This is a genomic window from Isoptericola sp. NPDC057391 (assembly GCF_042668085.1).
In the GTDB taxonomy this organism is placed as follows: domain Bacteria; phylum Actinomycetota; class Actinomycetes; order Actinomycetales; family Cellulomonadaceae; genus Isoptericola.
Genome location: NZ_JBHVBO010000010.1, coordinates 17,325 through 39,925, shown reverse-complemented (window position 1 = coordinate 39,925; position 22,601 = coordinate 17,325). Strand labels below are relative to the sequence as shown.

The window sequence follows — 22,601 nt, the reverse complement described above, 5'->3', positions numbered from 1 at the left end:
GCCGATCTACACCCCCGGCCTCGACGACGAAAGCGACGAAGCAGGTGTGGAGGCAACCGCGAACGGATGGAAGCAGGGCGCGGAGGGCCGCGAGCCGGCAGATGATGAACCTAAGGATCGCTACGCCCGTACGGACGCGGTGACCTGCGGGACGCTGGGCGAGAGTCTGGATGCGCTGAGCGGCATCGTCACGGCCCCGGGCGCATGCCCTGAGGGAACTGACGTCGTGGAGATCACCACGCCGTGCGAGGACGGCGAGTACGCCCTCGACGCGCTCTGGGTGCAGCGCGTGCAGGACGACGGCACCTACGGTGACGCGGAGCAGCTGTCGGACGACCAGTGCATCACCCCCGCCGACATCGCACGCCAGGCGCTCCGTGAGTTCAAGACGATGAAGATCCAGGCTCCGGAAGCCACCGTGCAGGGCAACCCGCCGATGGTGGTCAACGTCCATTACCCGGCGTACACGTCGGCCGCTCCTCAGGACCGCACGGTCACGCTGCTGGGCGTGCCGGTGGTCATCCGCGCGGAGCCGACGGAGTTCACCTGGGACTTCGACGACCCGTACTCGTCCGGCGGCAGCACGCTCACGACCACGTCCCCCGGACGCCCGTGGCACCAGGGCGACCCCACCCCCGACGACAGCTGGGTGGGGCACACCTACAGCCAGCTCGGCACGCCCGGCGAGGACGCGGGCACCGGTGTCGACGACAAGGGCAACGTCTACCGCACCGGCGTCGCGGTGTCGCTCACCACGACCTGGCAGGGCCGCTTCCGCGTCCAGGGCACCAGCGACTGGACCGACATCCCCGGCACGATCACGACCACGAGCACCACCGAGCCCACCACGGTGACGGAGGCCCGCACGCGGCTGGTCTGCGAGGACCTCGCGGGGAGCGCCGTCTGCTGATCCGGACCGCGACCTCGCCCGCCGGCCGACGCCGGTCGCGGAAACCATTGCCCCTGAGCGCGCCGTCTTGGTTGGATGTCGACATCGTCGAACAAGGGAGTTCGTCATGCCGGAGCCGACCCGCCGCCAGGTCCTCGCCATGGTGCCCGCCGGGGCCTTCCTCGCGATCGCGGCGCCGCTGCGCGCCCGGGCGGACGCCCCCTCCGACCACGCCCGGCTGCTGACGAACGCCCGCGCGATGTTCGCCGGGACCGCGGCGTCGAACGGTCGGCCCGAGGCCGCGCCGCGGCTCGCCGCGATCCACTCCGCCGCGCGCTCGCACCTGGCAAGCCTCGACGCCGCCGGTCCCGGAGAGCTGTTCGCCGGCCTCCCGCTCGGCACCAGCGACCCGAACCTCAGCACCTCGTTCCTGCGCCTCTACGAGATCGCGCTCGCCACCAGCACCCTCGGCTACGCCACGGACCTCGTCGGCAGCACGCCCGTCCAGCGACGCGTGCTCGACGGCCTCGAGTGGCTCCACGCCCGCTACTACGGCGACCAGTCGGGCGGCTACTACGGCAACTGGTTCACCTGGGAGATCGGCATCTCGGCGAGCGTCAGCAAGACGTTCGCCCTCCTCACCGACCTCGTGACGGCGGAACGGCCCGACCTGATCCCTGCGTACGTCGCCTCCATGGACGCGTACCTGCGTCACGGCAAGGACGGCGACGTCGACCTCGACTCCCGCTTCCACACCGGTGCGAACCTCGCCGACATCACGACGAACCGCGTGCTGCAGGGCGCCGTCACCGGCGACGACGCCCGCGTCGCCAAGGCGATCGCCGACCAGTCGACGGTGTTCGCGACGATCGACCCGTACGACATCCAGCACGGCAACACCGACGGCTACTACGCCGACGGGTCGTTCATCCAGCACCACTCGGTCGCCTACACGGGCTCGTACGGGCGCACGCTGCTGACTCGCGTCGTGCAGACCATCAAGCTGCTCGACGACACGTCCGCCGCGAGTGGCACCGAGCTGCCCGACGTCGTGCACGGCTGGGTCCGGGACGGGTTCGCGCCCGTGCTCGTCGACGGCTGGATGATGGAGATCGTCAAGGGCCGGGCGGTGTCGCGCACCGGCACCGGGTACGCCGACGTCGCCACGGTGCTCGAGGCCGCCGTCGACCTCAGCGGCTACACGAGCGGCGAGCATGCCGCCGCGCTGGGCGCGTACGTGCGCCACCTCGCGACGGCGTCGCCCACGCCGCCGGACCCCGCCCGGTTCGTCTCGCCGGCGAGCGCCGTCCGCTACGCGGACCTCCTCGCCGACGGCGGCGCGCCCGCCGCGGACCTCAACCCGCCCGAGCGCTCCGTCGCCTTCAACGCCATGGACCGCACCGTGCACCGCCGCCCCGGCTACACGTTCGCGCTGGCACGCAGCTCGGACCGGATCAGCAGGTACGAGTACATGAGCGGCGAGAACCTCCGGCCGTGGTTCCAGGGCGACGGCGCCCACTACCTCTACCTCGCCGGGCAGGACCACACGCAGGCGTTCGGCGTCGACTTCTTCACCACCGTCTCGCCGTACCGGCTGCCCGGCACCACCGTGCCGGTCGAGGAGCGGCGCACCGTCCCCGAGCTGTACGGGCGGGCGTGGTACGAGAACCCCGATCACCCGCTCGGGTTCACGTCGTCGTCGGAGTCGCAGAACACGTACGTGTACTTCCCGCGCGGCACGAACTCGTTCTCCGGCGGCGCGACGCTCGGCGCGTACGGCGCCGCGGGCATGGTGCTCTCCGACGACGTCCCCTATGTCGACGCGCAGGCCGGCGTCCTGCCCGACGACTTCGTCGTCTACGCGAACGCCCGCGCGGTGAGGTCGTGGTTCCTGCTCGACGACGAGGTCGTCGTCCTCGCCGCGGGGATCCGCGACGAGCACGGCCGCGCCGTCGTCACGACGCTGGACTCCCGCATCGCAGCCCCCGGCGACGGCGTCGTCGTCACGGGCGCCCGGCCCGACGGCGGCCCGTGGTCGCCGCAGGACGGCGCGGCGTCGCTCGCGTGGCTGCGGTGGCACAACCCGGGGCAGGGCGTGGCGGTCGGGTACGCCGTCCTGGACGCCGAGCCGGTGCGTGTGACGCTCGAGGACGTGACGCGCAGCCGCCGCACGGTCCGCACGTCGAACCCCGACACCGCGGTGACGAAGCGCGTGTTCACGGCCGCGGTCGAGCACTCCGCCGAGCCGTCGTCGCTCGCCTACGCGATCGTGCCCGGCGCGACGGAGGCGCAGCTCGCGGGCTACGGGCCCGAGGGCCCGCTCGTCGTCCTCGCGAACGACGAGCGGGCGCAGGCCGTGCGGCACTCCGGCCTCGGGCTCACGGCCGCGACCGTGTTCCGGGGCCGCGCGCACGTCCGGAACCTGGTGATCGACGGCCCGGCGTCGCTCCTCGTGCGCGAGGACGACGACGAGGTTGCCGTCGCGCTGTCCGACCCGACGATGCACCGCGACGCCGTCACGGTGACGGTGCGGGGCCGGCACCTCGACGTGGTCGCGGCGGACGACGGCGTCGAGGTGCGCCGGGTGCCGGGCGGCACCGAGGTGCGGGCCCGCACGCACGAGGTGTACGGGGCGAGCCGCACCGCGACGCTGCGCCGCCGCTAGATCACGCTGCGCCCCTCGGCCTTGGCCTTGCGCAGCTCTCGGTAGAACGCGCGGCTGATCACGAAGAGCACACCGGCCACGACGACGGGCCAGACGAGCACGTACACCGTCAGCAGGAACGTCATGAGATCCCCTCCCCTGCCGCGACGGGCTCGCCCCGCCGCGGCTCGTCCGCCGGGCGGCTCTCGGCCGCCGCCTCACTGTCGAAGTCGCCGGTGCGCTCCTTGATCAGCGCGAAGTCGAACCGGTCCTTGCTCAGCAGCGTCAGGGCGACGCAGACGACCGTGCTGACCGCGTAGGCCACCAGCGAGCCCGACAGCACCGGGTACGTGTGCAGGAACCCGATCGCGAAGGGCGCTGCCGCCACCGTCGCGACCGTCCCGACGACGAGCGCGACCCGCGTGCCGAAGAAGCCGAAGGCCATCAGGCCGAGCACGATCCCGATCCCGAGCGTCGACAGGACGTCCGAGGCGATGCCCAGCCCGCCCGAGAGGTCGACCCACGAGAACCGCACCGGCAGGAAGAACGCGAGGCCGGCGACGACCGCGGTGCTGAACGCGACGTTCGTGACCCGGTCCCAGTAGAAGCTCGCGATGACGGGGAACACGAGCGCGCCCCACAACGCCCCGACGAACACGAGCAGGTCGAGGATGTTGAACTTCGACCCGGCGAACACCAGCCCCGCCGCGATCGAGACCACCATCGTGATCCGGCCGATGAGGACCATGGTCCGCGGGTTGGCGCGCTTCTTGCCGGCGACGTTCTGGCCGTAGATGTCCGCCATGACGATCGAGGAGAGCGCCGTGAGGTCGGAGTCCGCCGTCGAGGAGAGCGAGCCGATGATCATCACGAAGAACAGGCACAGCAGCGCGGGGTTCAGGTACGTCGCGGCCAGCTGCGGGACCAGGTTGTTGACGTCCCCGCCGAGCGGCTCGATGCCTGCGTACAGGGCGATGACGCCGAGCATCCCGACGCCGATGATGGTGGCGCCGTAGCCGAACGTCGCCGTGACGAACGTCTTCTTGATGAGGTCCTCACGGACCGCGAACAGCCGCTGGGCGATGGTCTGGTTGCCGATCGCGTAGGCGAGCACGGCGGCGATGTACGGGGCGCCCTGGTTGAAGAACGCGTCCGAGGAGAAGAAGTCCTTCTGCTGGGCCGTGAGGTTCGACGCGCCGGTCTCGAACAGGCTGGGGCCGCCGGCGGCGAAGAACACCACCGGGATGATGACCACGACCGCTCCCAGCAGCGCCACGACCTGGGCGAAGTCCGTGAGGACCGACGCCCGGAACCCCGACCAGAGCGTGTACAGGAGCACGCCGGCCGCGATGGCGACGATGCCCTGCGTGAAGGTGTAGGGCGTCAGCATGGCGATCAGGGCGCCGCCGGCGATGAGGTTGGACGTGAGGCTGATGACGCTGCCGAGCACGTTGGACCCCGCGAGCATGAGCTGGCTCGAGCGGCCATGGCGGGCGAACATCACCTCCGCGATCGTGTGCGCACCCGGCGCGACGGCGCGGATCCTGCGCCCGAACGGGTAGATGAGCAGGATCATCAGCGCGCCCCAGAGCCCGTAGTGGATGGGGCCCGAGACACCGTAGGTGTAGCCGGAGGTGGCGGACGCGTACATCGACGACGCCCAGATCCAGGTGGCGGTCATCGACGCCGCGGAGATCCCGAAGCCGATCTTTCCGCCGCCCGTCATGTAGCCGTCCGCGTTCTCCTTCTTCCGGCTGATGCGGACCGACATGTAGAAGCTGCCGCCGAAGAACAGCAGCATGATGAGGACCACGATCGGTCCTGGGATGTGTTGCAGGTCGCCCAAGGCGTTCTCACTCTCTCGTCAGGGAACCGGAGGCCTGGTGCAGGCCCGGAGGGACGGGGGGTAGCGGGAACGGCAGCTAGACGGGCGGGACTCGTCGGGGACAGACGGGGCGGCACGCACAGGGCCGTGCGAACCGTGCCGGCTGGGTCGACAGCACGGGTCTCCTTCCGTTCGTCGGCACGGGGGCGCACGCGAGCGCGCCTCGGCCGAGGCGTTCGAGCGCCGACACACGGGTCGGCAGAGCGTTGGCGGTCCGTGGGGCTCGCGCAAGGTGCGCGCCGACGAGACGATGCGTCGAAGATCCTCCGTGCGCGGCGCGATACGCCGACGACCGGATCCGTCCGTCACGGTTATACCACGCAAGCCCCACAAAGAGCCCATCTCGGCCTCGTCACGAGTAGGCCCGACCTGCCCGAACGCTCGAGCGCCTCGACGAGACCGGCACCGCTCCCGGCGGCGGCCACGCCGGCCGTCAGTCCGCATCCTCCTCAGCGGCCGGGACCTGCGCTTCGTGCGCGTCCCCGTCGGACGGGTGCGTGAAAGCGAGCGCCAGCGCGACGACGGTCACCCAGACGCTGCCCACCGTTCCGAGCAGGCCTGCCGGGGACCCGGGCACGAACCCGAGCGCGAGGAGCACGACGAAGACCACGCCGAAGGCGTTGATCCCCGCTGGGAGCGCGCCGCCCCGCCTCCCGGCGAGGGTCGCGGCTCCCACCAGGACCAGGTACGGGGCCACGGCGACGCGCGCGGTCTCCCAGCCCGCCACCATGAGGAACCTCGCTGCCTCGGCGTCCTCGAAGTCTGCGGCGACCATGGCGACGAGCGAGTGCCCGGCCCAGAACAGGATCGCCGCGCCGGCGACGGCGCCCCCGACCACCGCCAGGAGCGCCAGCCACTCCGACCCGCGGCGCAGCCGCTGCCACAGTGGCCCGAGGAACACCCACACGGCCACCGCGGCCAGGGCCTGCAGCGTCGCCGCCCAGAGCTGCTCGGTCCGGCTGTCGGAGAGCATCGCCAGCAGCTGCGTGTCGGAAGAGCCGGGGTTGACCTCCGCGTACGAGTTCGGGTCGGACAGGGCGCTCCCGATCATCGCCAGCGGGAAGGACGCGGCGCCGACCAGTGCCGCCACCCGCAGGATCAGGCGGTCCTGCGGGGCGTCGTCTCCGCTCCGACGCGCGGTCTCGGTCGTGGGGTCGTCGTCAGCGGACATGGCACACCGTCCTCGGTTGCTGGCTCCGCCGCCCCCCAGCGCCTCAGTCCAACCTACGCGCGGCGGGTCACCGCGGACGACCGCCGGGCAAGTTCATCCCCGTCCACCACGGGTGAAACGCACACCACCCCCCGTTCGGATCTCACCGGTCGGCGTCGACGTTTCTGTCAGACGGCAGGAGCGCCGGTGCCGTCGAGGAACTCCCGCAGGGCGGCGGCCACCTCGGCCGGCGCCTCCTCGGCCTGGTGGTGGCCGGACGGGATCAGGCGGTGCCGCAGCGGCAGCTCCAGCCAGGGCTCCCAGATGGCGGCCGGGTCGCCGTGGATGTCGAGGTCGTCCCCGGTCGACTCGAGCAAGAGCGTCGGGCATCCCACCCGGCGCCCGGCCGCGCGGTCGTCCTCGTCGTGGCGTCGGTCGATGCCGAGGCCCGCGCGGTAGTCCTCGCACATCCCGTGCACGACGGCGGGGTCCCGCAGCGCGGCCCAGACGTCGGCGTGGTTGCCGGGCCCGATGACCTCGGGCGGGGGCGTGCGGTACCAGGCGTCGGGGTCGGCGGTGATGACCCGCTCGGCGGGCTTCTCGTCCTGGGAGAGGAACCACCAGTGCCACCAGGCGCGGGCGAACCGCGCGTCGGTGCGTTCGAGGTGCTCGACGACGGGCAGCCCGTCCATGACGACCAGGTGGGTGACCCGCTCCGGGTGGTCCATGGCGGTGCGGAACGCGACCAGCGAGCCGCGGTCGTGACCCACCACGGCGAAGCGGTCGTGGCCCAGGGCGGACATCAGGTCGACGACGTCCCGCGCCATCGCGCGCTTGCTGGACTGCGCGTGGTCGGGCGCGTCGGGCGGCAGCGTCGACCTCCCGTAGCCGCGCAGGTCGGGGCACACGACGGCGTGGTCGGCCGCGAGCAGCGGCGCCACGGCGTGCCACGTCGTGTGGGTCCGCGGGTGCCCGTGCAGCAGCACGACCGGCGTGCCCGTGCCGCCGTGGCGCACCCGCAGCGTCACCTCGGGGAGCTCCACCCGGTCCAGCCGGAAGCCGTCGAACATGCGGCGACGCTAGCAACGCGCCCGGGCGCACGCCCCCCTACTCCCCCTCGCCCCGCTGCCGCGCGATCGAGACCAGGTGGGCGTGGGCGTACTCGCACACCAGCGCGTGCCGGTAGACGAGCTGCGGCACGTCCACGTTCGTGTCCATCCAGAGGCTCAGTGCGCCCATCTTCCAGTGCTCGAACGTCTCGTCGTCGGTCAGCACGGCGAGGATGCTCAGGAAGGAGTCGTCGAAGCGCAGCGAGTGGATCGCGCGGCGGAACTCCTCGAGGCTCAGCGCGATGCAGAACGGGATGTTCATCAGGCACAGGGCCGTCTGGATGTCGAGGCTCAGCAGCCGACGACGGCGTCGTTCCGGATCGAGGTCGGGAACGTCGAGCTGGGCGAAGTCCAGGCGCTCGGGCGCCGTGATGTCGATCCCCTCGAGCGCGATGAGCACGTCGTAGACGTTGACGTCGTGCTCGACGACGGCGTTGTCGCCCAGCCCGGACAGCGTCGTCGGGCGCAGCGTGACCGGCTCCATGGCGGCCGGGGTGTTGCGGATGATGAAGTTCACCAGGTTGGTCTCCACCACGAAGTGGCGGATCAGCAGCTCGACGGCGTCCGGCGCCACGAACCGGCGCAGGAACCACAGGCACAGCGCGTCCATGGTGGCGAGGGTCATCCACCTGCCGGGGAACAGCCGCTTCACGACCGACAGCACCGCCACCAGCACGCGGGAGACGATCCGCGCGACCGGGTACAGCAGCCGCCGGGAGGGGCGCTGCTGGTCCTCGATGATCATCCGCACCAGCGGCTTGTCGAGCGGGACCGACGGGTCGGCGTAGATCGCCTCCCACATGCTCGGGTCCGATCGCACGGGCATCAGATCTCGTCCAGCTCGGTCAGCTGCATGACGTAGAGCCGGGCCACCACCCGCGCGCAGGTGACGATGGCGTCGGCCGCGTCGTCGTCGATCCGGTCGGAGGTGAGGATGGCGTCGAGCGTGCCGGTGTGCTCGGCGTCGGCGTCCTGGTGGTAGGCCATGAAGTGCACCTGGTTGTCCGCCAGCCCGAGCACCTCCTGGAACCGCCGGGCCCACACGCCGGCCTTCTGCGCGCCGAGGCCCTCGATGATGAACATCGCGCCGAGGCACCCGACCGGGTTCGGCTTGCTCGCCTCGTGGAACATGTAGCCGGACAGCGCCTGGGAGCCGAGATTCTTCCGGCCCGCGCGCAGCGCCTCGAGCGAGCCGCCGACGGCGACGTAGTCGCGCTCGAGGAGCAGGTGGTCGCGGTGCTCCTCCAGCGCGTGCGAGATGGCGGCCGAGCGCAGGTCGAAGTGGTCCATGTCGAAGTTGGACGCCGCACGAGCGATCCACAGCGACCCGTCGACCACCTGCTGGCGCAGGTTGTGCAGCAGGCGCTGGTAGTCGGCCACCGTCACGTCGCCGTCGTCGAGCGCCCGCAGGATCGGCACCTCGGCCAGCCGGGCCTCGAAGTCCGTCCAGACGTCGGTGAGCCGGGCGAGCAGGTCGGCCCGGTCCGGCTGGGGCGGGCGGTAGCCCTCGACGGTCGCCGTGCTCGTCTCCGTGCTGGTCTCGGTGCTGGTCATCTGGTGCTCCTTCGCGGTTCGACGACGGTGAGGTGGGCGAAGCCGAACGAGAAGCGTCCGGACTCGGGGACGGCGAGGAGGATCGTGTCGCCGGGCGAGAAGCGTCCGGTGCGCCACGCCTCCTCCAGCGCGATGAAGATGCTCGCGGCGCCGGTGTTGCCGCAGGTCTCCAGGTTGGAGAACCAGCGGCTCGTGTCCATACCGGGGACGCGGGCGCTCAGCGCGTCGAAGACGACGTCGCGGAACGCGTTGGTGCTGTAGTGGCAGAGCACGTGGTCGAGCTTTGTGAGGTCGATCAGGCCGCGGTCGACGAGCTCCTCGAACTGCGCCAGCCCGGCCGCGGCGAGCTCGTCGAGCACGGCCGTCTCCTGCCGGATCTGCATCAGCCCGGCCTTCTCGGCGGTGGCCACGTCGTCGTAGTCCTGCCAGGTGCGGCCCGCGACGGCGGTCGGCCCGTCGAGGCCGGCGCGCATGCAGACCTCGTGCTCGTGCGCGAGGGACACCTGCCGCACCCAGTCCACCCGCAGCGACGGCTTGTCCGGGCGCGGCTGGAACTCCACGATCGCGGCGCCCGCGCCGTCGGACAGCATCCACCGCAGGAAGTGCGCGTCCAGGTGGTCCTCGACCCCGTCGAAGCGCCGCTGGTGCAGCCACCGGCTGGCCAGCTCCGAGCCCACCACCGCCGCCCGCGGGTGGTCGCCGAGCCGCACCTTGCTCACTGCCGCGTCGAGCGCGGCGATGCTCGACGCGCACACGCCGCTCGCCGTCAGCACCTGCATCGGGCCACCGCCCAGCCGTCCGTGGACCATCGACGCGAACCCCGGCACCAGCAGGTCGCCCTGCGTCGTGGCGCACGCGAGCATGCCCAGGTCGGAGGCAGCGATCCCCCGGTCGGCCAGCGCATCCTCGATCGCGTGGACGGCGAGCTCCTCGTTCAGCTCGGTGGTACGACCCTCGTCGTCCAACGCGTAATGCCGCTGCCGGATGCCGTTGGCGCGCTGGATACGGGCGCGCAGGCCCTCAGTGCGCTTGTCGACACCGCCGAGCCGGCGCGCCACGTCCTCGTTGGCTACCGGTTCGCCGGGCAGGTACCGGCCCAGGCCGGTCAAGTACGCGGTCGCTGGCATGGGGGTATTCAGCCACACCCGACCCGGTCGTGTCGCTGGTTTCACAACACCCCGACATGTCGGAACCTCTTAGCCTCATCAGGTGCCGTCCTCGTCCGCTCCCGACTGCATCGCGCGGGCGGGCCGGACGCCCCTGTACGGCGGGTTCACGATCCGGGCGGTGTGCCTACCGGACGTTCGCGAACCGGTCAGAAGTTGATCGTCAAGTCAGAGGTCTCGGGATCGTTGAAATTCCGCGGTTTCTGGACTCGTTCCGAGTGGCCGTGCAACTCGTGTGCCACCCAAACGGCGGTGCGGACGCGTGCGTGACATGTGTCCCGGTCGAGCGTACGACACGGGTCGCCCAGGGATCACCCTGACGAAGCCCTCTAAGCGTTGAGCCAGGCAAGGAAGTCCAAGACTTCTGCACGTGCGACCCCGCTGAGTCGATGCGGCGCGACGTTGGAGAGTCCACCCAGGAGGCCGTACCACTCGTCATATCCGGCACGCAGCCGTTCTACTTGCGCCTGGAGCAGTGCCGTATGCCCGAGGAGCTTCTGGAGGTCTCCACCTTCGACCGCTCCGAGAGCTTCCGTCCAAGCGCTTTCCACGTCACGTCCTGTGGACCGGATCTGGTCCGCCACGTCGTGGATCGCGTCTACGGCGGCGTCCGCCCACTCCTCGTCGTCGAGTTCGGCGTCTCCAGGCATTGCCGTTGTGATCTTGGGAAGGTCAACCGAACCTTGAAGAGCAGGACGGAGGCTCACTTCCCCAACGCCGAGGGTTGAGTGTGACGCTGCCGCATCTGTGATCTCCTTGAGGACGAGCATCCGGGTGAGGAGCGCGTCGATGCCTCCGACAGCCGTCTTCGACGTCGTCGATCTGACCCTCCGCCTGAGCGTGGTCTTGCTCAGCGAGGTCGTTGTCGAGTTCGAAGATTGCGTTGTCCAGAACGCTGAAGCGACTCGACAGTTCCTCGTCGTACCACTCAAGGGTATTCTCGATCGTCTCCGTCACCGCTTGCCACTCGTCAACTTGCTCTGAAACATCGGCGAGCGCTTCCATAACGAGATCATTAAAGGCAGATTCGTGGTTCGACATGTCCCCCCGCATCATTTCTTACCATCGTCGCACTCGGGCAGATTGCCCGATGGAGCATAACGGGTTGTCCTCCTCTTCATCGACCAACGCAGCGAAGTTCACCCTGGCTGGCTTGGCTGGCCGATCCCACGGTCCGACCCCCGCCGTGGCGTCCCCTCCGAGCGACCACACCGCGCATCACCCCAGGTCACGAGCCCGCGGGCGCCTCACACCAACGTCCGTGTCGTAAGTCGGGTTCGACCTCGGCCGGTGATCGCCGCGTCATCTATGAAGTCAGATCGAAGAAACGATCGAAGAACGCGGTGAGCTTGTCGATGACGGTCTGCTTCTTGATGCCGTGGTTCGAACCGGCCCCGCGGGCGAAGCGTGAGACGGGCGGCAGGATTCTGGTGATCGCAGTGCCGCTGGTGCGGACGGCTCCGTCGCGGAACGCGGCGTCGATGAACTGGTGGGTTGGTCCGGGCTTGAGGTTCTCCTCGGCGATGATCCGCTCGAGTTCAGCCTCGCGCTTCGCGGCGACGTAGTCGCGCCATTCGTCGGCGACGTCGTCGTCCAGCGAGAGACGGTCTACGAACTCCTCGATGAGGTCTTTCTTGTTCCTCATGCTCGGCGACGAGTCGATGGCACGGTCAATGCTCGCCTTGATCTCCTTGTCCTGGCCGTTGCCTCGCGCGTCCCGGTACTGCTCGACGAGCATGAGGATGAAGTCGACGTTGATCTCGACCTGCTTGATCAGCTCGATCTCGAAGGTAACGTCGTCGTTGATCGTCTCCCGATCGGCCCGCTGGCCGCCGCGGCGCTGGTTCCACAGTTCCAGGTAGACGCTCTGGTAGTTCTGCCGGTCGCGCTCGGCCAGGATGTCCTCGCCGGCGAACTCGTCGAACGACACCAGGATGTTGCGCAGCTGCAGAATCGCCCCGAACACGGCGATGAAGTCCTTGCTCGCCCGCTCGCCCACAGGCATCTCGCCCGGCGCAAACTGCTCGCGCAGCTCGGTGACTTTGCTGGCGTACTCCTCGAAGTAGTCGGCGTACGGCTTGAGCAGCACGATGCCCGCGGCGTCCTTGTTGCCAAACAGCGCGAGCGCGTCCTGGGTCTCTTTCTCCAGGTTCCGGAACGAGACGATGTTGCCGTAGGTCTTGACCGAGTTGAGGATCCGGTTGGTGCGCGAGTACGCCTGGATCAGCCCGTGGGCGCGCAGGTTCTTGTCCACCCACAGCGTGTTCATCGTGGTCGCGTCGAAACCGGTGAGGAACATGTTGACCACGATGACCAGGTCGATCTCGCGGTTCTTCATCCGCAGCGACAGATCCTTGTAGTAGTTCTGGAACTTCTCCGCCGACGTGTCGAACGAGGTGCCGAACATCTCGTTGTAGTCCTGGATCGCGTCCTCCAGGAAGTCCCGCGACGACTGGTCCAGCCCTTGGGTCTCGAACTCCTCCTCCCCAAGCAGGCCGCCCGCCTCCTCGGCGGCCGCCTCGTTCGCGGCGTAGGAGAAGATCAGCCCGACTTTGAGCCGCTTCGCGTCCGGCAGCCCCCGCTCCTCCTGGACCCGGCCGAACATGTTGTAGTAAATCTTCGCCGCTGTGATGGACTCCGTGGCGAACAGGGCGTTGAACCCCGCCACCCGCCGATCCTTGAGCCGGTAGGTGGTGTTACGTCGGGTCTTCTGGTCGAAATGATTGAGCGTGTACTCCACGATTCCGCGGATCCGCTTCGGGTCAAGGCGCGCGGCATCGGTGTCGATCCCCGCGACTTCCTTGTCCGACGAACCACCGCGCGTCTGAACCGTGTTGACGTAGTCGATGCGGAACGGCAGCACGTTCCTGTCGTTGATCGCGTCAACGATCGTGTACGTGTGCAGCTTGTCCCCAAACGCCTGCTCCGTGGTGCGCAGCGTCGGCGCCCCGCCCGAGCCGGCGTTCTCCGCGAAGATCGGCGTCCCGGTAAACCCGAACAGGTGATACCGCCGGAACGCCCGCGTGATCGCGGTGTGCATATCCCCGAACTGGGACCGGTGGCACTCGTCGAAGATGATCACCAGGTGCCCGCCGTATATCTCGTGGCCCGGGTTGGCGGCGATGAACGTCGACAGTTTCTGGATCGTGGTGATGATGATCCGAGCGGTCGGGTCCTCGAGCTGCCGCTTCAGCACGGCCGTGGACGCGTTGGAGTTCGCGGCGCCCCTTTCGAACCGGTCGTACTCCCGCATGGTCTGGTAGTCCAGGTCCTTGCGGTCGACGACGAACAGGACCTTCTCAACGTCGGACAACTTGGAGGCGAGCTGGGCCGTCTTGAAGCTCGTGAGCGTCTTGCCGGACCCGGTCGTATGCCACACGTACCCACCGGCCGACAGGGTGCCGAACCGCTTCTGGTTCGACGACGTCTCGATCCGCGTGAGGATCTGCTCAGTCGCCGCGATCTGGTACGGGCGCATCACCAGTAGCATCCGGTCCGCCGTGAGCACGCAGTACTTCGTCAGCACGTTCAGCAGCGAGTGCTTGGCGAAGAACGTCTTCGTGAACCCCACCAGGTCCGCGATCGGCCGGTTCGCCGCGTCCGCCCACCACGACGTGAACTCGAACGAGTTCGACGTCCGCCTCCGGCGCCCACCCGCACGCGCAGCCCGGCCCTGCTCATCCAGGTGCGACGCGCGCACCGTGTTGGAGTAGTACTTCGTCAGCGTCCCGTTCGAGATGACGAACAGCTGAACGTACTCGAACAGCCCCGACCCCGACCAGAACGAGTCCCGCTGGTAGCGGTCGATCTGGTTGAATGCCTCGCGGATATCGACACCGCGCCGCTTCAGCTCCACGTGAACCAGCGGCAGCCCGTTGACCAGGACCGTCACGTCATACCGGTTCGCCCGCTGCGCCCGGGCACCCTCGCCCGACGACGGCGCGCCGGGCACCTCGTACTGGTTGATCACCTGGAGCAGGTTGTTGTGGATCCGGGTCTTGTCGATCAGGGCGATGTTCTTCGTCGACCCGTCGTCACGCCGAAACGCCTCAACGTGATTCTCCTGGAGGCGGACCGTCTTCTCCCGCACCGAGTCGTTCGCCGACGCGACCACCGTGGAGAAAAACCGCGCCCACTCCTCGTCGGAGAACCGGATGCGGTTCAGCGCCTCGAGCTGGGCGCGGAGGTTGGCAACCAGGTCCGCCTCGGACGTGATCGGCAGGTACTCGTACGCCTGCTCCTGCAGCAGCCGGACCAGCTCCGCCTCCAGCGCAGCCTCCGACTGATACCGCTCCGCCGACGCCGCGTCCGCTTCGAACTCCGCCACCACCGTCGACTCCGACGACAGCGCGATCGGCTCGAACCGCGACGACCCACCGCCAGCACGCACCACCACGCTCACGCCGCAGCACCCTCCGGCTTCTCGGGGAACGACAACAGACGATCCCGGTAGTGCGCGTACTGCTTACGACGAGCCTCAATCTCCGCCGGCAAGCCCGACGACAAGTCGTTCACCAGCGCGTCGAACTTGTCGAGCACGTCAGCGATCTGCTTCTGTTCCCCGATATCGGGTAGCGGCACCCTCATCTTGGCGAACGGCCCCTTGGATATATTGATGCGCGTCACACCGTTCGCGGTCTTGACTATCTGGTCCCGCATCACGCGCGCACGGAACAAGTGCTTGGCGAACGCCGGGTCCAGTTCATCAGTCGAGTTCGGACGGAACCCGAAGCAGAAGCTGTTCAGGTACGTCGACTCACTCGGTTCGGCGGTCACGGCCGAGGCCATACCCACTTCTTCGCGCGATTCCGACGACGCGGTGAACAACACGTCCCCGTAGGCGACCGCGGTCTGGCGCTCGTTCACCATAACCTTGACCAGCGTCTTCGGAGTGAGATCTGTTGCGAGATTGCTGAAGACGTTCATGTAGGAAATGAACGGCGCATTACCATCCGTAAAGTCAGTCTTTGACTTGCCAGTGAGTCCACCGTAGATCGACCCGATCTCACGCATCGTTGCCCACTTGACATTCCCGACGCCAGTGCGTGAAATGAGCGTGTCCCGATAGTGGGAGTACTGCTCCTCGCGAGCTGACAGCTCCGCCTTCAGCTCCGCCTCCAATTCCCTGAAGGCATCCAATATTCTCACGATTTCCTGCTGAACCTCAACGGGCGGCACGGGAATTAGATAGCGCGCAACATCCTTTGCGTAGACGTGCGGAACACCGCTTCCCCTCTTATCTGAATGAAGCCGGTCTTGTTGCGACGCGAGCCAGTAGTAGGCGTACTTCGCAAGCAGATCGTCACCGCGTGGCTTCACAGAGAATGCGTCCGACACGAAGATCGGGCCTTCCCACCAGGACACGAACCCCGCATAAGCGCCAGATCCGGCAACCACAATCGTCTCGCCATCACGGTTCGACTCCGCGTGGTAGTACGCCGCGCTTCTACCGCCCGCGACAACCGGCACACTTCCGTCCCGTACGCCCTTCTTCGTGATGGACGTACCACGCTGTAACACAGCCACATCCCCGAGTGGCGTGTACTCGACACCATCCGGTGCGTACTGCTCGATTGCATCGTCGATGCGGCTCATGCGCCCTCTCCTTCGAGGTCGGTGACGATGGCGTCGATCTGCTCCCGCAGTGCGGCCTGGCGTTCGACGATGCCGGCGATGCGAGCGTTGAGCTCGGTGATGTCGACGGCCACGCGGGTGTCCTCGGCCTCGACCCAGGACGATACGGAAATGTTGTAGCCGTTCTCCGCGATGGCTTCGTTCTCCACCAGCGTGGCGAAGTAGTCCACGTTCTCTCGGGCGGTGAACGCGTCCAGAATCTTCGCCTGGTGGGCGTCGTCGAGCTTGTTCTTGTTCCCACCGCGCACAAACTCGGCGGACGCGTCGACGAACAGCACGGCGTTGTCGTTCTTCGACTTCTTGAGCACGATGATGCAGGTCGCGATCGTGGTGCCGAAGAACAGGTCGGGCGGCAGTTGGATCACCGTGTCGACGTAGTTGTTGTCGATGAGGTACTTGCGGATCTTCTGCTCCGCCCCGCCGCGGTAAAGCACACCGGGGAACTCGACGATCGCCGCCGTCCCGTTGACCGCCAGCCACGACAGCATGTGCATCGTGAACGCCAGGTCCGCCTTCGACTTCGGCGCGAGCACACCAGCCGGGGCGTACCGCGGGTCGTTGATGAGCAGCGGGTTGGTGTCGCCCTCCCACTTGATGGAGTACGGCGGGTTGGACACGATCGCCTCGAACGGCTCGTCGTCCCAGTGCGCCGGGTCGATCAGGGTGTCGCCGTGGGCGATGTCGAACTGCTCATAGTTCACGTCGTGCAGGAACATGTTGATACGGCACAGGTTGTACGTTGTCAGGTTGATCTCCTGGCCGAAGTACCCCTGCCGCACGCCGTCCTTGCCGAGCACCTTGCGGTACTTCAGCAGGAGCGACCCCGACCCGCATGCCGGGTCGTACACCTTGTTCACGCTCGTCTTGCCCACCACGGTGATGCGGGCGAGCAGCTCGGACACCTCCTGCGGGGTGTAGTACTCCCCGCCCGACTTACCCGCGGCCGATGCGTACATCTGCATCAGGTACTCGTACGCGTCGCCAAACGCGTCGATCTTGTTCTCGCTGAACGTCCCGTTGCCCAGGTTCAGGTCACCGATCGCGTCGAGCAACTTGACGAGCTTCTCGTTGCGCTTGAGCACCGTGTTGCCGAGCTTGTTCGAGTTGACGTCCACGTCGTCGAACAGGCCCTTGAGGTCGTCCTCCGCCTCCGTGCCCACGGCAGACGCCTCGATGTTGCGGAAGACCCGCTCGAGCGTCTCGTTCAGGTTCGGGTCGCGCGACGCGCGGGCCCGGACGTTGGCGAACAGCTCCGACGGCCGGATGAAGAATCCCTTCTCCGCCACGATTCCCGCGACCAGGCCCGCGTCCGCGACGTCAGCGTTGGGCACCCTCACGTAGTCGAAGTCCGTGTTGCCCGCCTCGTGCTCGCCGGCGTTGAGGTACGCGGTGAGGTTCTCCGAGATGTACCGGTAGAACAGGAACCCGAGCACGTACTGCTTGAAGTCCCACCCGTCCACCGACCCGCGCAGGTCGTTCGCGATCCTCCAGATGGTCTTGTGCAGCTCGGCCCTCTGGGTCTCACGGTTCATGCTCTCGTTCTCCTGTCAGACGCCTCAGTCGGCGCGTCGAAACGTCCACCTCTGCCGCCGACTCGCGTCGAGCGCACGGTTGTCGCCGACCCTACCGGCAGAGTGTGGCCATAGTTGGACGCGCGCCGGTCGCGGCCACACGTGCGCGCCCCCACCGGCATCAGCGGCCTGCGGCAAAGGTCGACCCACGGTATGGGCGCCCGATTTGCCCTCACAGCGCAAGCAAGGCCACCTCGTTCGCCCGAACGACTTGGGCCGCGCCCTGGCGGGTAGTTCCCCACAGATCCGCTAAGTCGTCGACTACGGCTGTCACGTCCCACGGTCGCAGCGACCGGCGGTCCTTCTGCGCGAACGGCCCGTCTGTCTCCAGGACCAGCCGGTCGCTTGGGATCTCGGAGACCAGCGAACGCCCCCGCGCTCCCAGCAGCATCGCAGGGCCGACGCTGAACCAGCATCCTCGTTCGACCGCCCGGCGGAGCTCGGCCTTGGTTCCGGTGAACCAGTGCATGGCCACCTTGTTCAACGCGGGGTGACGGTCCAGGCGGTCGAGGACTTGCGACGCGGCACGACGGCTGTGTACGGACAGAACCTTGTCCCCCGCCTGTTCGCAAGCCTTCAAGACGTGGTCGAACACCAGGACCTGCGACTCCCAGCTGCTGAGGTACTGCGGCGAACCGTCTAGCCCCACCTCACCCACGAACCGGGTCTCCGGGAGGTGCCGGTCGAACAGGTCGAGCTCGCGATGCCGCGAACCGGCGAGTTCGGGGTGAAATCCCAGCGCAGTACGGATGGAGGGTCGCCCCTGAGCCAGGCGAACCGTCCCGGCCCAGGCGGCCGGCGTTGTCGTGACCGACAGAACACCGACTCGGCGGCGCTCGATCTCGTCAGCGACCGCCACGGGGTCCGGGTACAGGTCGAGGTGGCAGTGAAAGTCGATCACACCACACCGTAATGGTCGAGCAGGTCACCGAGTTCCCCTAGTCCCCGCTCGAGCATCGTGCGTAGCTCTTGGGCGTTCTTGACGTGCGGGGAGCTCAAGGCGTTGCCGATCCAGCGGTCGAGGCCCTGGTCCTTGACCTGGATCCGCGCCCTGGCGATAGCGCGCAAGTCCTCGAGATCGGCGCTGGCGTACGTCGCGAGGTCGTCGTACCTGTACGACGTCGTGTCCGGCAAGCCCGCGGACAGGAACGCCGCCCGACGGACGCTACAGGGCAGGCACCGCCCGCAGTGCTGGAGACCATAGCGCTGATAACGACCGCAACTCGTCGACTCCACCGCAAGCTCGGCCAGCAGGTCCGGGTCGGCGCTCTCCTGGATCATCTGGCCCTTCGTCTTCTCGGCGTACGGGTTCCGCAGCTCCACCCTCAACCCGACCGCATTCAGGATCGTTTGGAATTCGCCCAGGTAGTGGGGGTGCGCGGTGCGGGTACTCAGGCTGCCGACCCGCCCGGGGGTCAAGGGCGGGTTGATCGCGATGAACCCGTTCTCGCAGATGTAGACCGGCACCACGTCCCCGTCCGCGTACCGCTGGGTGGCGGTCGCGGCGAGCACCGCGAACGCCAGGAACAGAAGCGAGCGTGCGCGCTGCGACGTCTCGCTGGCCGTCCACGGGGTGCTGACGTTGTGGTTCACCTGGAGGTGATCGACGGCGGCGGCCCTCTGAGCGAAGCGGACCTGATTGGCCTGGTCGCCGCGCACGATGTGGCTGACGGCGAGGATCGAAGACCCGGCGGCGTGCAGGTCGGTCACACCGATGAGGCTGTCGAGGCCGCCGGACAGGAGCACCGCGGAGTCTGCCGTGGACAGGCGGGGCTTCTTCGGCGCCTCGGGCAGGTCGACGCCGTCGGCGAACCCGATGGACCAACGGTCGGTGGTGAGGAACGCCAGCGTTGACGCGATTCGGTCGCTGAGGCCGGCCCACCGCGACGCGTCGCTCACCGCCACCTCCAGATCGATCTCCCGGGTCCACCCGTCGACGCTCGCGTCCCGCCGCACGGTGAAGTCCGCCGCGACCGCGGTCAGCGCGAGGGAGACCAGGTCCCAGGCCGCCGGGGCGGGTTCCAGACGCATGCGTCGCACCGTGGCGGCCGCCGAACCTCCGGCCGAGATACCACCGGCGGGAGTGGTCTTGCTGTACAGCACGACCGGTGTAGCGCCGACTCCGGATGACCCGCCAAGGATCGACTTCGGACCGCTGGTGAACTTCATTGCAGGTACCCCTCGAACACCCGGAACGTCTCCCTGAGCGCGCCTTGGGTCACGCGTGCCAGCTCCGGGCTGGCGGGCGTCACGCCGGCGGCCCAGAGCTTGTCGAATTCCGCGGCGACAGTCGCGGCAATGTACTCCCGTACCTCCGCGGACCGAGCCGCGGCAACAGACGCGGACGACGCGTGCTCGTCAAGCTTCTCGCCCAAGTCGAGGCAGAACCGGTTGTATACATCCAGCCCGACGAACCTCTGGACGACGTACTGCCGCTGTGCGTCGTCCAAGTCGAGCAGGTCCGCGTCGGGGTATCGCTCCAGCACGTCCGAGAGCGCATCGCGGACCGCCCGGCGCGACGACTCGGCGTCTTGGGTACCGTCGACCGGCCTGATCGCCTCGACAATGGCATCAAGGACGGACTGGGCGTTCTTGCCGCCGGCGATGGCGGCATCGCGAGCTGCAGCCAGGTCCGGCCCGGCGCCCGGCCGCAGCGCCGCACCCAGCCTTGCAGCGGTCCGCGAGGTGCCGCTAAGCCGCCGCGCCATCGTCGCGCCACCGCCGTACCCACTGCGGACGTAGTGCCCGAGAGCACGGCGCATCTGCTCGCGGCCGCCGGAACGTGCATACCGCCCGATGCTTGTACGCGCGTCGCGGAACCTCGCAGGTGCGGCGACCGGGGTCGTCCCGTCCGGCGTCGGCTCGTCGAGCGGTAGCTCACCGGCGGGCGGGTCCACGGGGATGTCCTCCACCCATGGTGGGATCAGGGCAACGGACGCGGACGGTCCACTGCTACTTTGTGAGGTTCCCACTGCCGCTCCGCTCCGCGATGGCATTCTTGACCGGTGCCTTGATGCCCTCTGCCTGCTTCCAGACGCTGAACACCGAGGACGACCACTCCTGCCCGGCGATCTTCGGCACCACACTCGCGCTGATCTGGGTCTGCGGGCGCTCGACCAGGAAGCGGGCTAGCTTCTGGCCCCACGCCGGGTCGATGCTCGCCATCGTCAGGCAGGCGTCAAGGATCGGCGGGCTGCCCCAGGACTGGATCGGTCGGGCAATCGCGAGCAGGCGGTCGAGGATGAACCCCTGCTCCACGCTAGGCAAAGCAGCAAGGTCGTCCTTCATCCGGGGGGCCTCGCGCGGATACTCGGTGAGCGCAGTGAGCAATTCCACGGCAGCCGCCGACAGCTTGTCCGAGCCGGTGACGAGCGGTGCCTGCTCGCGCCCGACGTACAGCGCGCCGCGCAGGTCGATGCCGGCGAGCTCCGGCTCCAGCCCCAGCCAGTCGCGGGCAAAGGCGGTGTCCCACCCCTTGGGGAGCTCGAGTTCCGCACCTGCAGCCACGGCCGCCTCCCACGGCCCGAGAAACGTCGGACGACCGTCGGGGTCCTCGTTGACCTTCGTCGCGAGCTCGACGAACACGGGAGCCTCAACCACCCGTTCGAACAGCAGCAGCTTGGCCAGCACCGCCTCGTCCACGTCGACACCCTGCGCCCGAGCAATCGACATCCGGATCGACAGCGCGTTCAGGAAGCGCTTGATCAGTCGCGGGTTCCCGACTATGTGGGTAGCGCCCGTCATCAGCGGCGCCAGACGCTCGGCCGTTTCAAGCCTCGTCACGAGGGCAGCCGGCAGCTGGTCGTCGACCTGCGACACAAAGGCGCCGTCGACGCGCACGCCCTTCCAGGACTCGCGTAGGCCCGCCGCGATCGCCGTTCGTAGTGTGTTCTTGCTGGCGATGTCGAGCTCTGTGCTGTCGTCGATGAACAGCATCATCATGTAGGCGCGCACCTCCTGGATCCCGAGCGCCGGGACCTTGATGGGCACCTGGATGAGCTTGTCGAAGTAATTCGTCACGAGTTCGTCGTCGTCGAGGCCGCCGAAGTGCTTCTTGACGGCCCGCTTGATCATCTCGTCGTCGGCCGCGATGACGAAGGCGGTGTTCTGCAGAAACAGCAACAGTCGGATCGCCTCGAGCGTGGAGATCGCAGTCTCGGGCAGGCAACGATCCAGGTCGTCGATCAGCACGACGAGCGTGACCCCGATCGCCTCGAGCGTCTCCTCGAAACTGTCGCGCAGCGCCTGGATCTCCTTCGGCGGAGACATCTCCAGCCCGGGCTTGAGCAGTCCCGCGCCCGCCGCGGCCAGGGCGCTCCCGACGCTCTCGATCTGCTCACCATCGGCCGCGCCATCGCGCACGTCGCGCACCACCTCGGCGATCTCGCCACCGAGACCCACCGGCGGGATCCCCAGCGCCACAGCCGCCGCCGGCAGGGCCACGAGCTTCGCCAGGCGCAGCCACTTGACCCGGCGCATGAACTCCTTGACCTTGTCAGCCCCGGATTTGCGTTCCTCAGCGACGGCCTCCAGCTTGACGGCGATCACGTCCAGCAGTGCCGCGCGAGCGTCGTCGTAGCCTTGGTACAGCCACGCGTTGAACTCAACGAACACGAACTCTGTCGGGTCGTCCGCGTGGCGCTTCTCCTCGAGCGCGGCCCGCGTCAGTTGGATCATCGTCGACTTGCCCACACCCCAGGCACCCGAGACGCCCACGGAGATGGGCGCCCCGTTCGCCTGAAGAATGAACTCGGCGACGGTGTCAGCGACCCCCTGGAAGTTGAGCAGGTCCCGATCGGTCTCGTTGTCAGACCACACGACTTCGTCCCCCCGAACCTTGCGCAGCGTTGCATGCCCGAGCATGAGGGTAGGGCCCGCTCCGCGGTCCGGGAGGGTAGCTTGCGGGTGATTTCGGTGGGTTGGTGCACGCCCGGTCGAGGTTCCCGGTGCTCGCGCGTGTCGATTCGTCGAGACCGCGCACGCCCACACCAGCAGGCCT

The 22,601-nt window shown here is 68.1% G+C and carries 18 protein-coding genes; 3 read left to right on the top strand and 15 right to left on the bottom strand.

Annotated features, from left to right (window positions below; genetic code table 11):
- The first annotated feature begins 226 nt into the window (after window positions 1-226).
- Together ACFUVW_RS02950 and ACFUVW_RS02945 are read left to right on the top strand one after the other, a co-directional pair.
- Complete coding sequence (locus ACFUVW_RS02950; protein ID WP_430569855.1) at window positions 227-910, top strand: hypothetical protein; 684 nt, start codon at window positions 227-229, stop codon at window positions 908-910.
- A 106-nt stretch (window positions 911-1,016) separates the two neighbouring features.
- Window positions 1,017-3,554 (top strand): polysaccharide lyase family 8 super-sandwich domain-containing protein, encoded by a 2,538-nt coding sequence (locus ACFUVW_RS02945; protein WP_430569854.1) that lies wholly within the window; start codon window positions 1,017-1,019, stop codon window positions 3,552-3,554.
- On the opposite strand, the gene ACFUVW_RS02940 is transcribed toward ACFUVW_RS02945, so the two are convergent.
- The 8 genes from ACFUVW_RS02940 to ACFUVW_RS02905 all read right to left on the bottom strand — a co-directional run bounded on the left by ACFUVW_RS02940 (window position 3,551) and on the right by ACFUVW_RS02905 (window position 11,167).
- Window positions 3,551-3,679, bottom strand: a complete 129-nt coding sequence (locus tag ACFUVW_RS02940) for a putative transporter small subunit (RefSeq protein WP_430569853.1) — start codon at window positions 3,677-3,679, stop codon at window positions 3,551-3,553. The two genes, ACFUVW_RS02945 and ACFUVW_RS02940, sit on opposite strands and share 4 nt — an antisense overlap.
- A complete protein-coding gene (locus ACFUVW_RS02935; RefSeq protein ID WP_430569870.1) occupies window positions 3,676-5,334 on the bottom strand; it encodes a sodium:proline symporter in 1,659 nt (552 codons plus the stop codon). Before ACFUVW_RS02935 ends, ACFUVW_RS02940 begins: the two co-directional genes overlap by 4 nt.
- A 517-nt stretch (window positions 5,335-5,851) precedes the next feature.
- Window positions 5,852-6,589 (bottom strand): hypothetical protein, encoded by a 738-nt coding sequence (locus tag ACFUVW_RS02930; RefSeq protein ID WP_430569852.1) that lies wholly within the window; start codon window positions 6,587-6,589, stop codon window positions 5,852-5,854.
- A 167-nt stretch (window positions 6,590-6,756) separates the two neighbouring features.
- On the bottom strand, window positions 6,757-7,638 hold the full coding sequence (locus ACFUVW_RS02925) for an alpha/beta hydrolase (protein ID WP_430569851.1): 882 nt from the start codon (window positions 7,636-7,638) through the stop codon (window positions 6,757-6,759).
- 37 nt (window positions 7,639-7,675) lie between these two features.
- Entirely contained in the window at window positions 7,676-8,503 is an 828-nt protein-coding gene (locus tag ACFUVW_RS02920; RefSeq protein ID WP_430569850.1) for a DUF6999 family protein, read from the bottom strand.
- Complete coding sequence (locus tag ACFUVW_RS02915) at window positions 8,503-9,231, bottom strand: iron-containing redox enzyme family protein (protein WP_430569849.1); 729 nt, start codon at window positions 9,229-9,231, stop codon at window positions 8,503-8,505. Before ACFUVW_RS02915 ends, ACFUVW_RS02920 begins: the two co-directional genes overlap by 1 nt.
- A complete protein-coding gene (locus ACFUVW_RS02910; protein WP_430569848.1) occupies window positions 9,228-10,358 on the bottom strand; it encodes a 3-oxoacyl-[acyl-carrier-protein] synthase III C-terminal domain-containing protein in 1,131 nt (376 codons plus the stop codon). Before ACFUVW_RS02910 ends, ACFUVW_RS02915 begins: the two co-directional genes overlap by 4 nt.
- Window positions 10,359-10,726: 368 nt before the next feature.
- Window positions 10,727-11,167, bottom strand: coding sequence for a hypothetical protein (locus tag ACFUVW_RS02905; RefSeq protein ID WP_430569847.1), 441 nt, complete (start codon window positions 11,165-11,167; stop codon window positions 10,727-10,729).
- 19 nt (window positions 11,168-11,186) lie between these two features.
- Between ACFUVW_RS02905 and ACFUVW_RS02900 the strand changes: the two genes are divergently transcribed.
- On the top strand, window positions 11,187-11,381 hold the full coding sequence (locus ACFUVW_RS02900; protein ID WP_430569846.1) for a hypothetical protein: 195 nt from the start codon (window positions 11,187-11,189) through the stop codon (window positions 11,379-11,381).
- A 322-nt stretch (window positions 11,382-11,703) separates the two neighbouring features.
- Here the strand turns inward: ACFUVW_RS02900 and ACFUVW_RS02895 are convergent, their stop codons facing one another.
- From ACFUVW_RS02895 to ACFUVW_RS02865, 7 genes are all read right to left on the bottom strand, one after another.
- Window positions 11,704-14,799, bottom strand: a complete 3,096-nt coding sequence (locus tag ACFUVW_RS02895) for a type I restriction endonuclease subunit R (RefSeq protein WP_430569845.1) — start codon at window positions 14,797-14,799, stop codon at window positions 11,704-11,706.
- Complete coding sequence (locus tag ACFUVW_RS02890; protein ID WP_430569844.1) at window positions 14,796-15,992, bottom strand: restriction endonuclease subunit S; 1,197 nt, start codon at window positions 15,990-15,992, stop codon at window positions 14,796-14,798. The genes ACFUVW_RS02895 and ACFUVW_RS02890 overlap by 4 nt, the downstream gene beginning before the upstream one ends.
- Window positions 15,989-17,563 (bottom strand): type I restriction-modification system subunit M, encoded by a 1,575-nt coding sequence (locus tag ACFUVW_RS02885; RefSeq protein ID WP_430569843.1) that lies wholly within the window; start codon window positions 17,561-17,563, stop codon window positions 15,989-15,991. The genes ACFUVW_RS02890 and ACFUVW_RS02885 overlap by 4 nt, the downstream gene beginning before the upstream one ends.
- Before the next feature lie 211 nt (window positions 17,564-17,774).
- The gene (gene qatD, locus ACFUVW_RS02880; protein WP_430569842.1) at window positions 17,775-18,503 is read right to left on the bottom strand and encodes a Qat anti-phage system TatD family nuclease QatD; all 729 of its coding nucleotides are present in this window, start codon (window positions 18,501-18,503) and stop codon (window positions 17,775-17,777) included.
- Window positions 18,500-19,771, bottom strand: coding sequence for a Qat anti-phage system QueC-like protein QatC (qatC, locus tag ACFUVW_RS02875; protein WP_430569841.1), 1,272 nt, complete (start codon window positions 19,769-19,771; stop codon window positions 18,500-18,502). Before qatC ends, qatD begins: the two co-directional genes overlap by 4 nt.
- A complete protein-coding gene (gene qatB, locus ACFUVW_RS02870; protein ID WP_430569840.1) occupies window positions 19,768-20,499 on the bottom strand; it encodes a Qat anti-phage system associated protein QatB in 732 nt (243 codons plus the stop codon). Before qatB ends, qatC begins: the two co-directional genes overlap by 4 nt.
- A gap of 55 nt (window positions 20,500-20,554) precedes the next feature.
- Window positions 20,555-22,465 carry a P-loop NTPase fold protein gene (locus ACFUVW_RS02865; protein ID WP_430569839.1) on the bottom strand — a complete coding sequence of 637 codons (1,911 nt, stop codon included), beginning with the start codon at window positions 22,463-22,465 and terminating at the stop codon, window positions 20,555-20,557.
- Window positions 22,466-22,601: the final 136 nt, after the last annotated feature.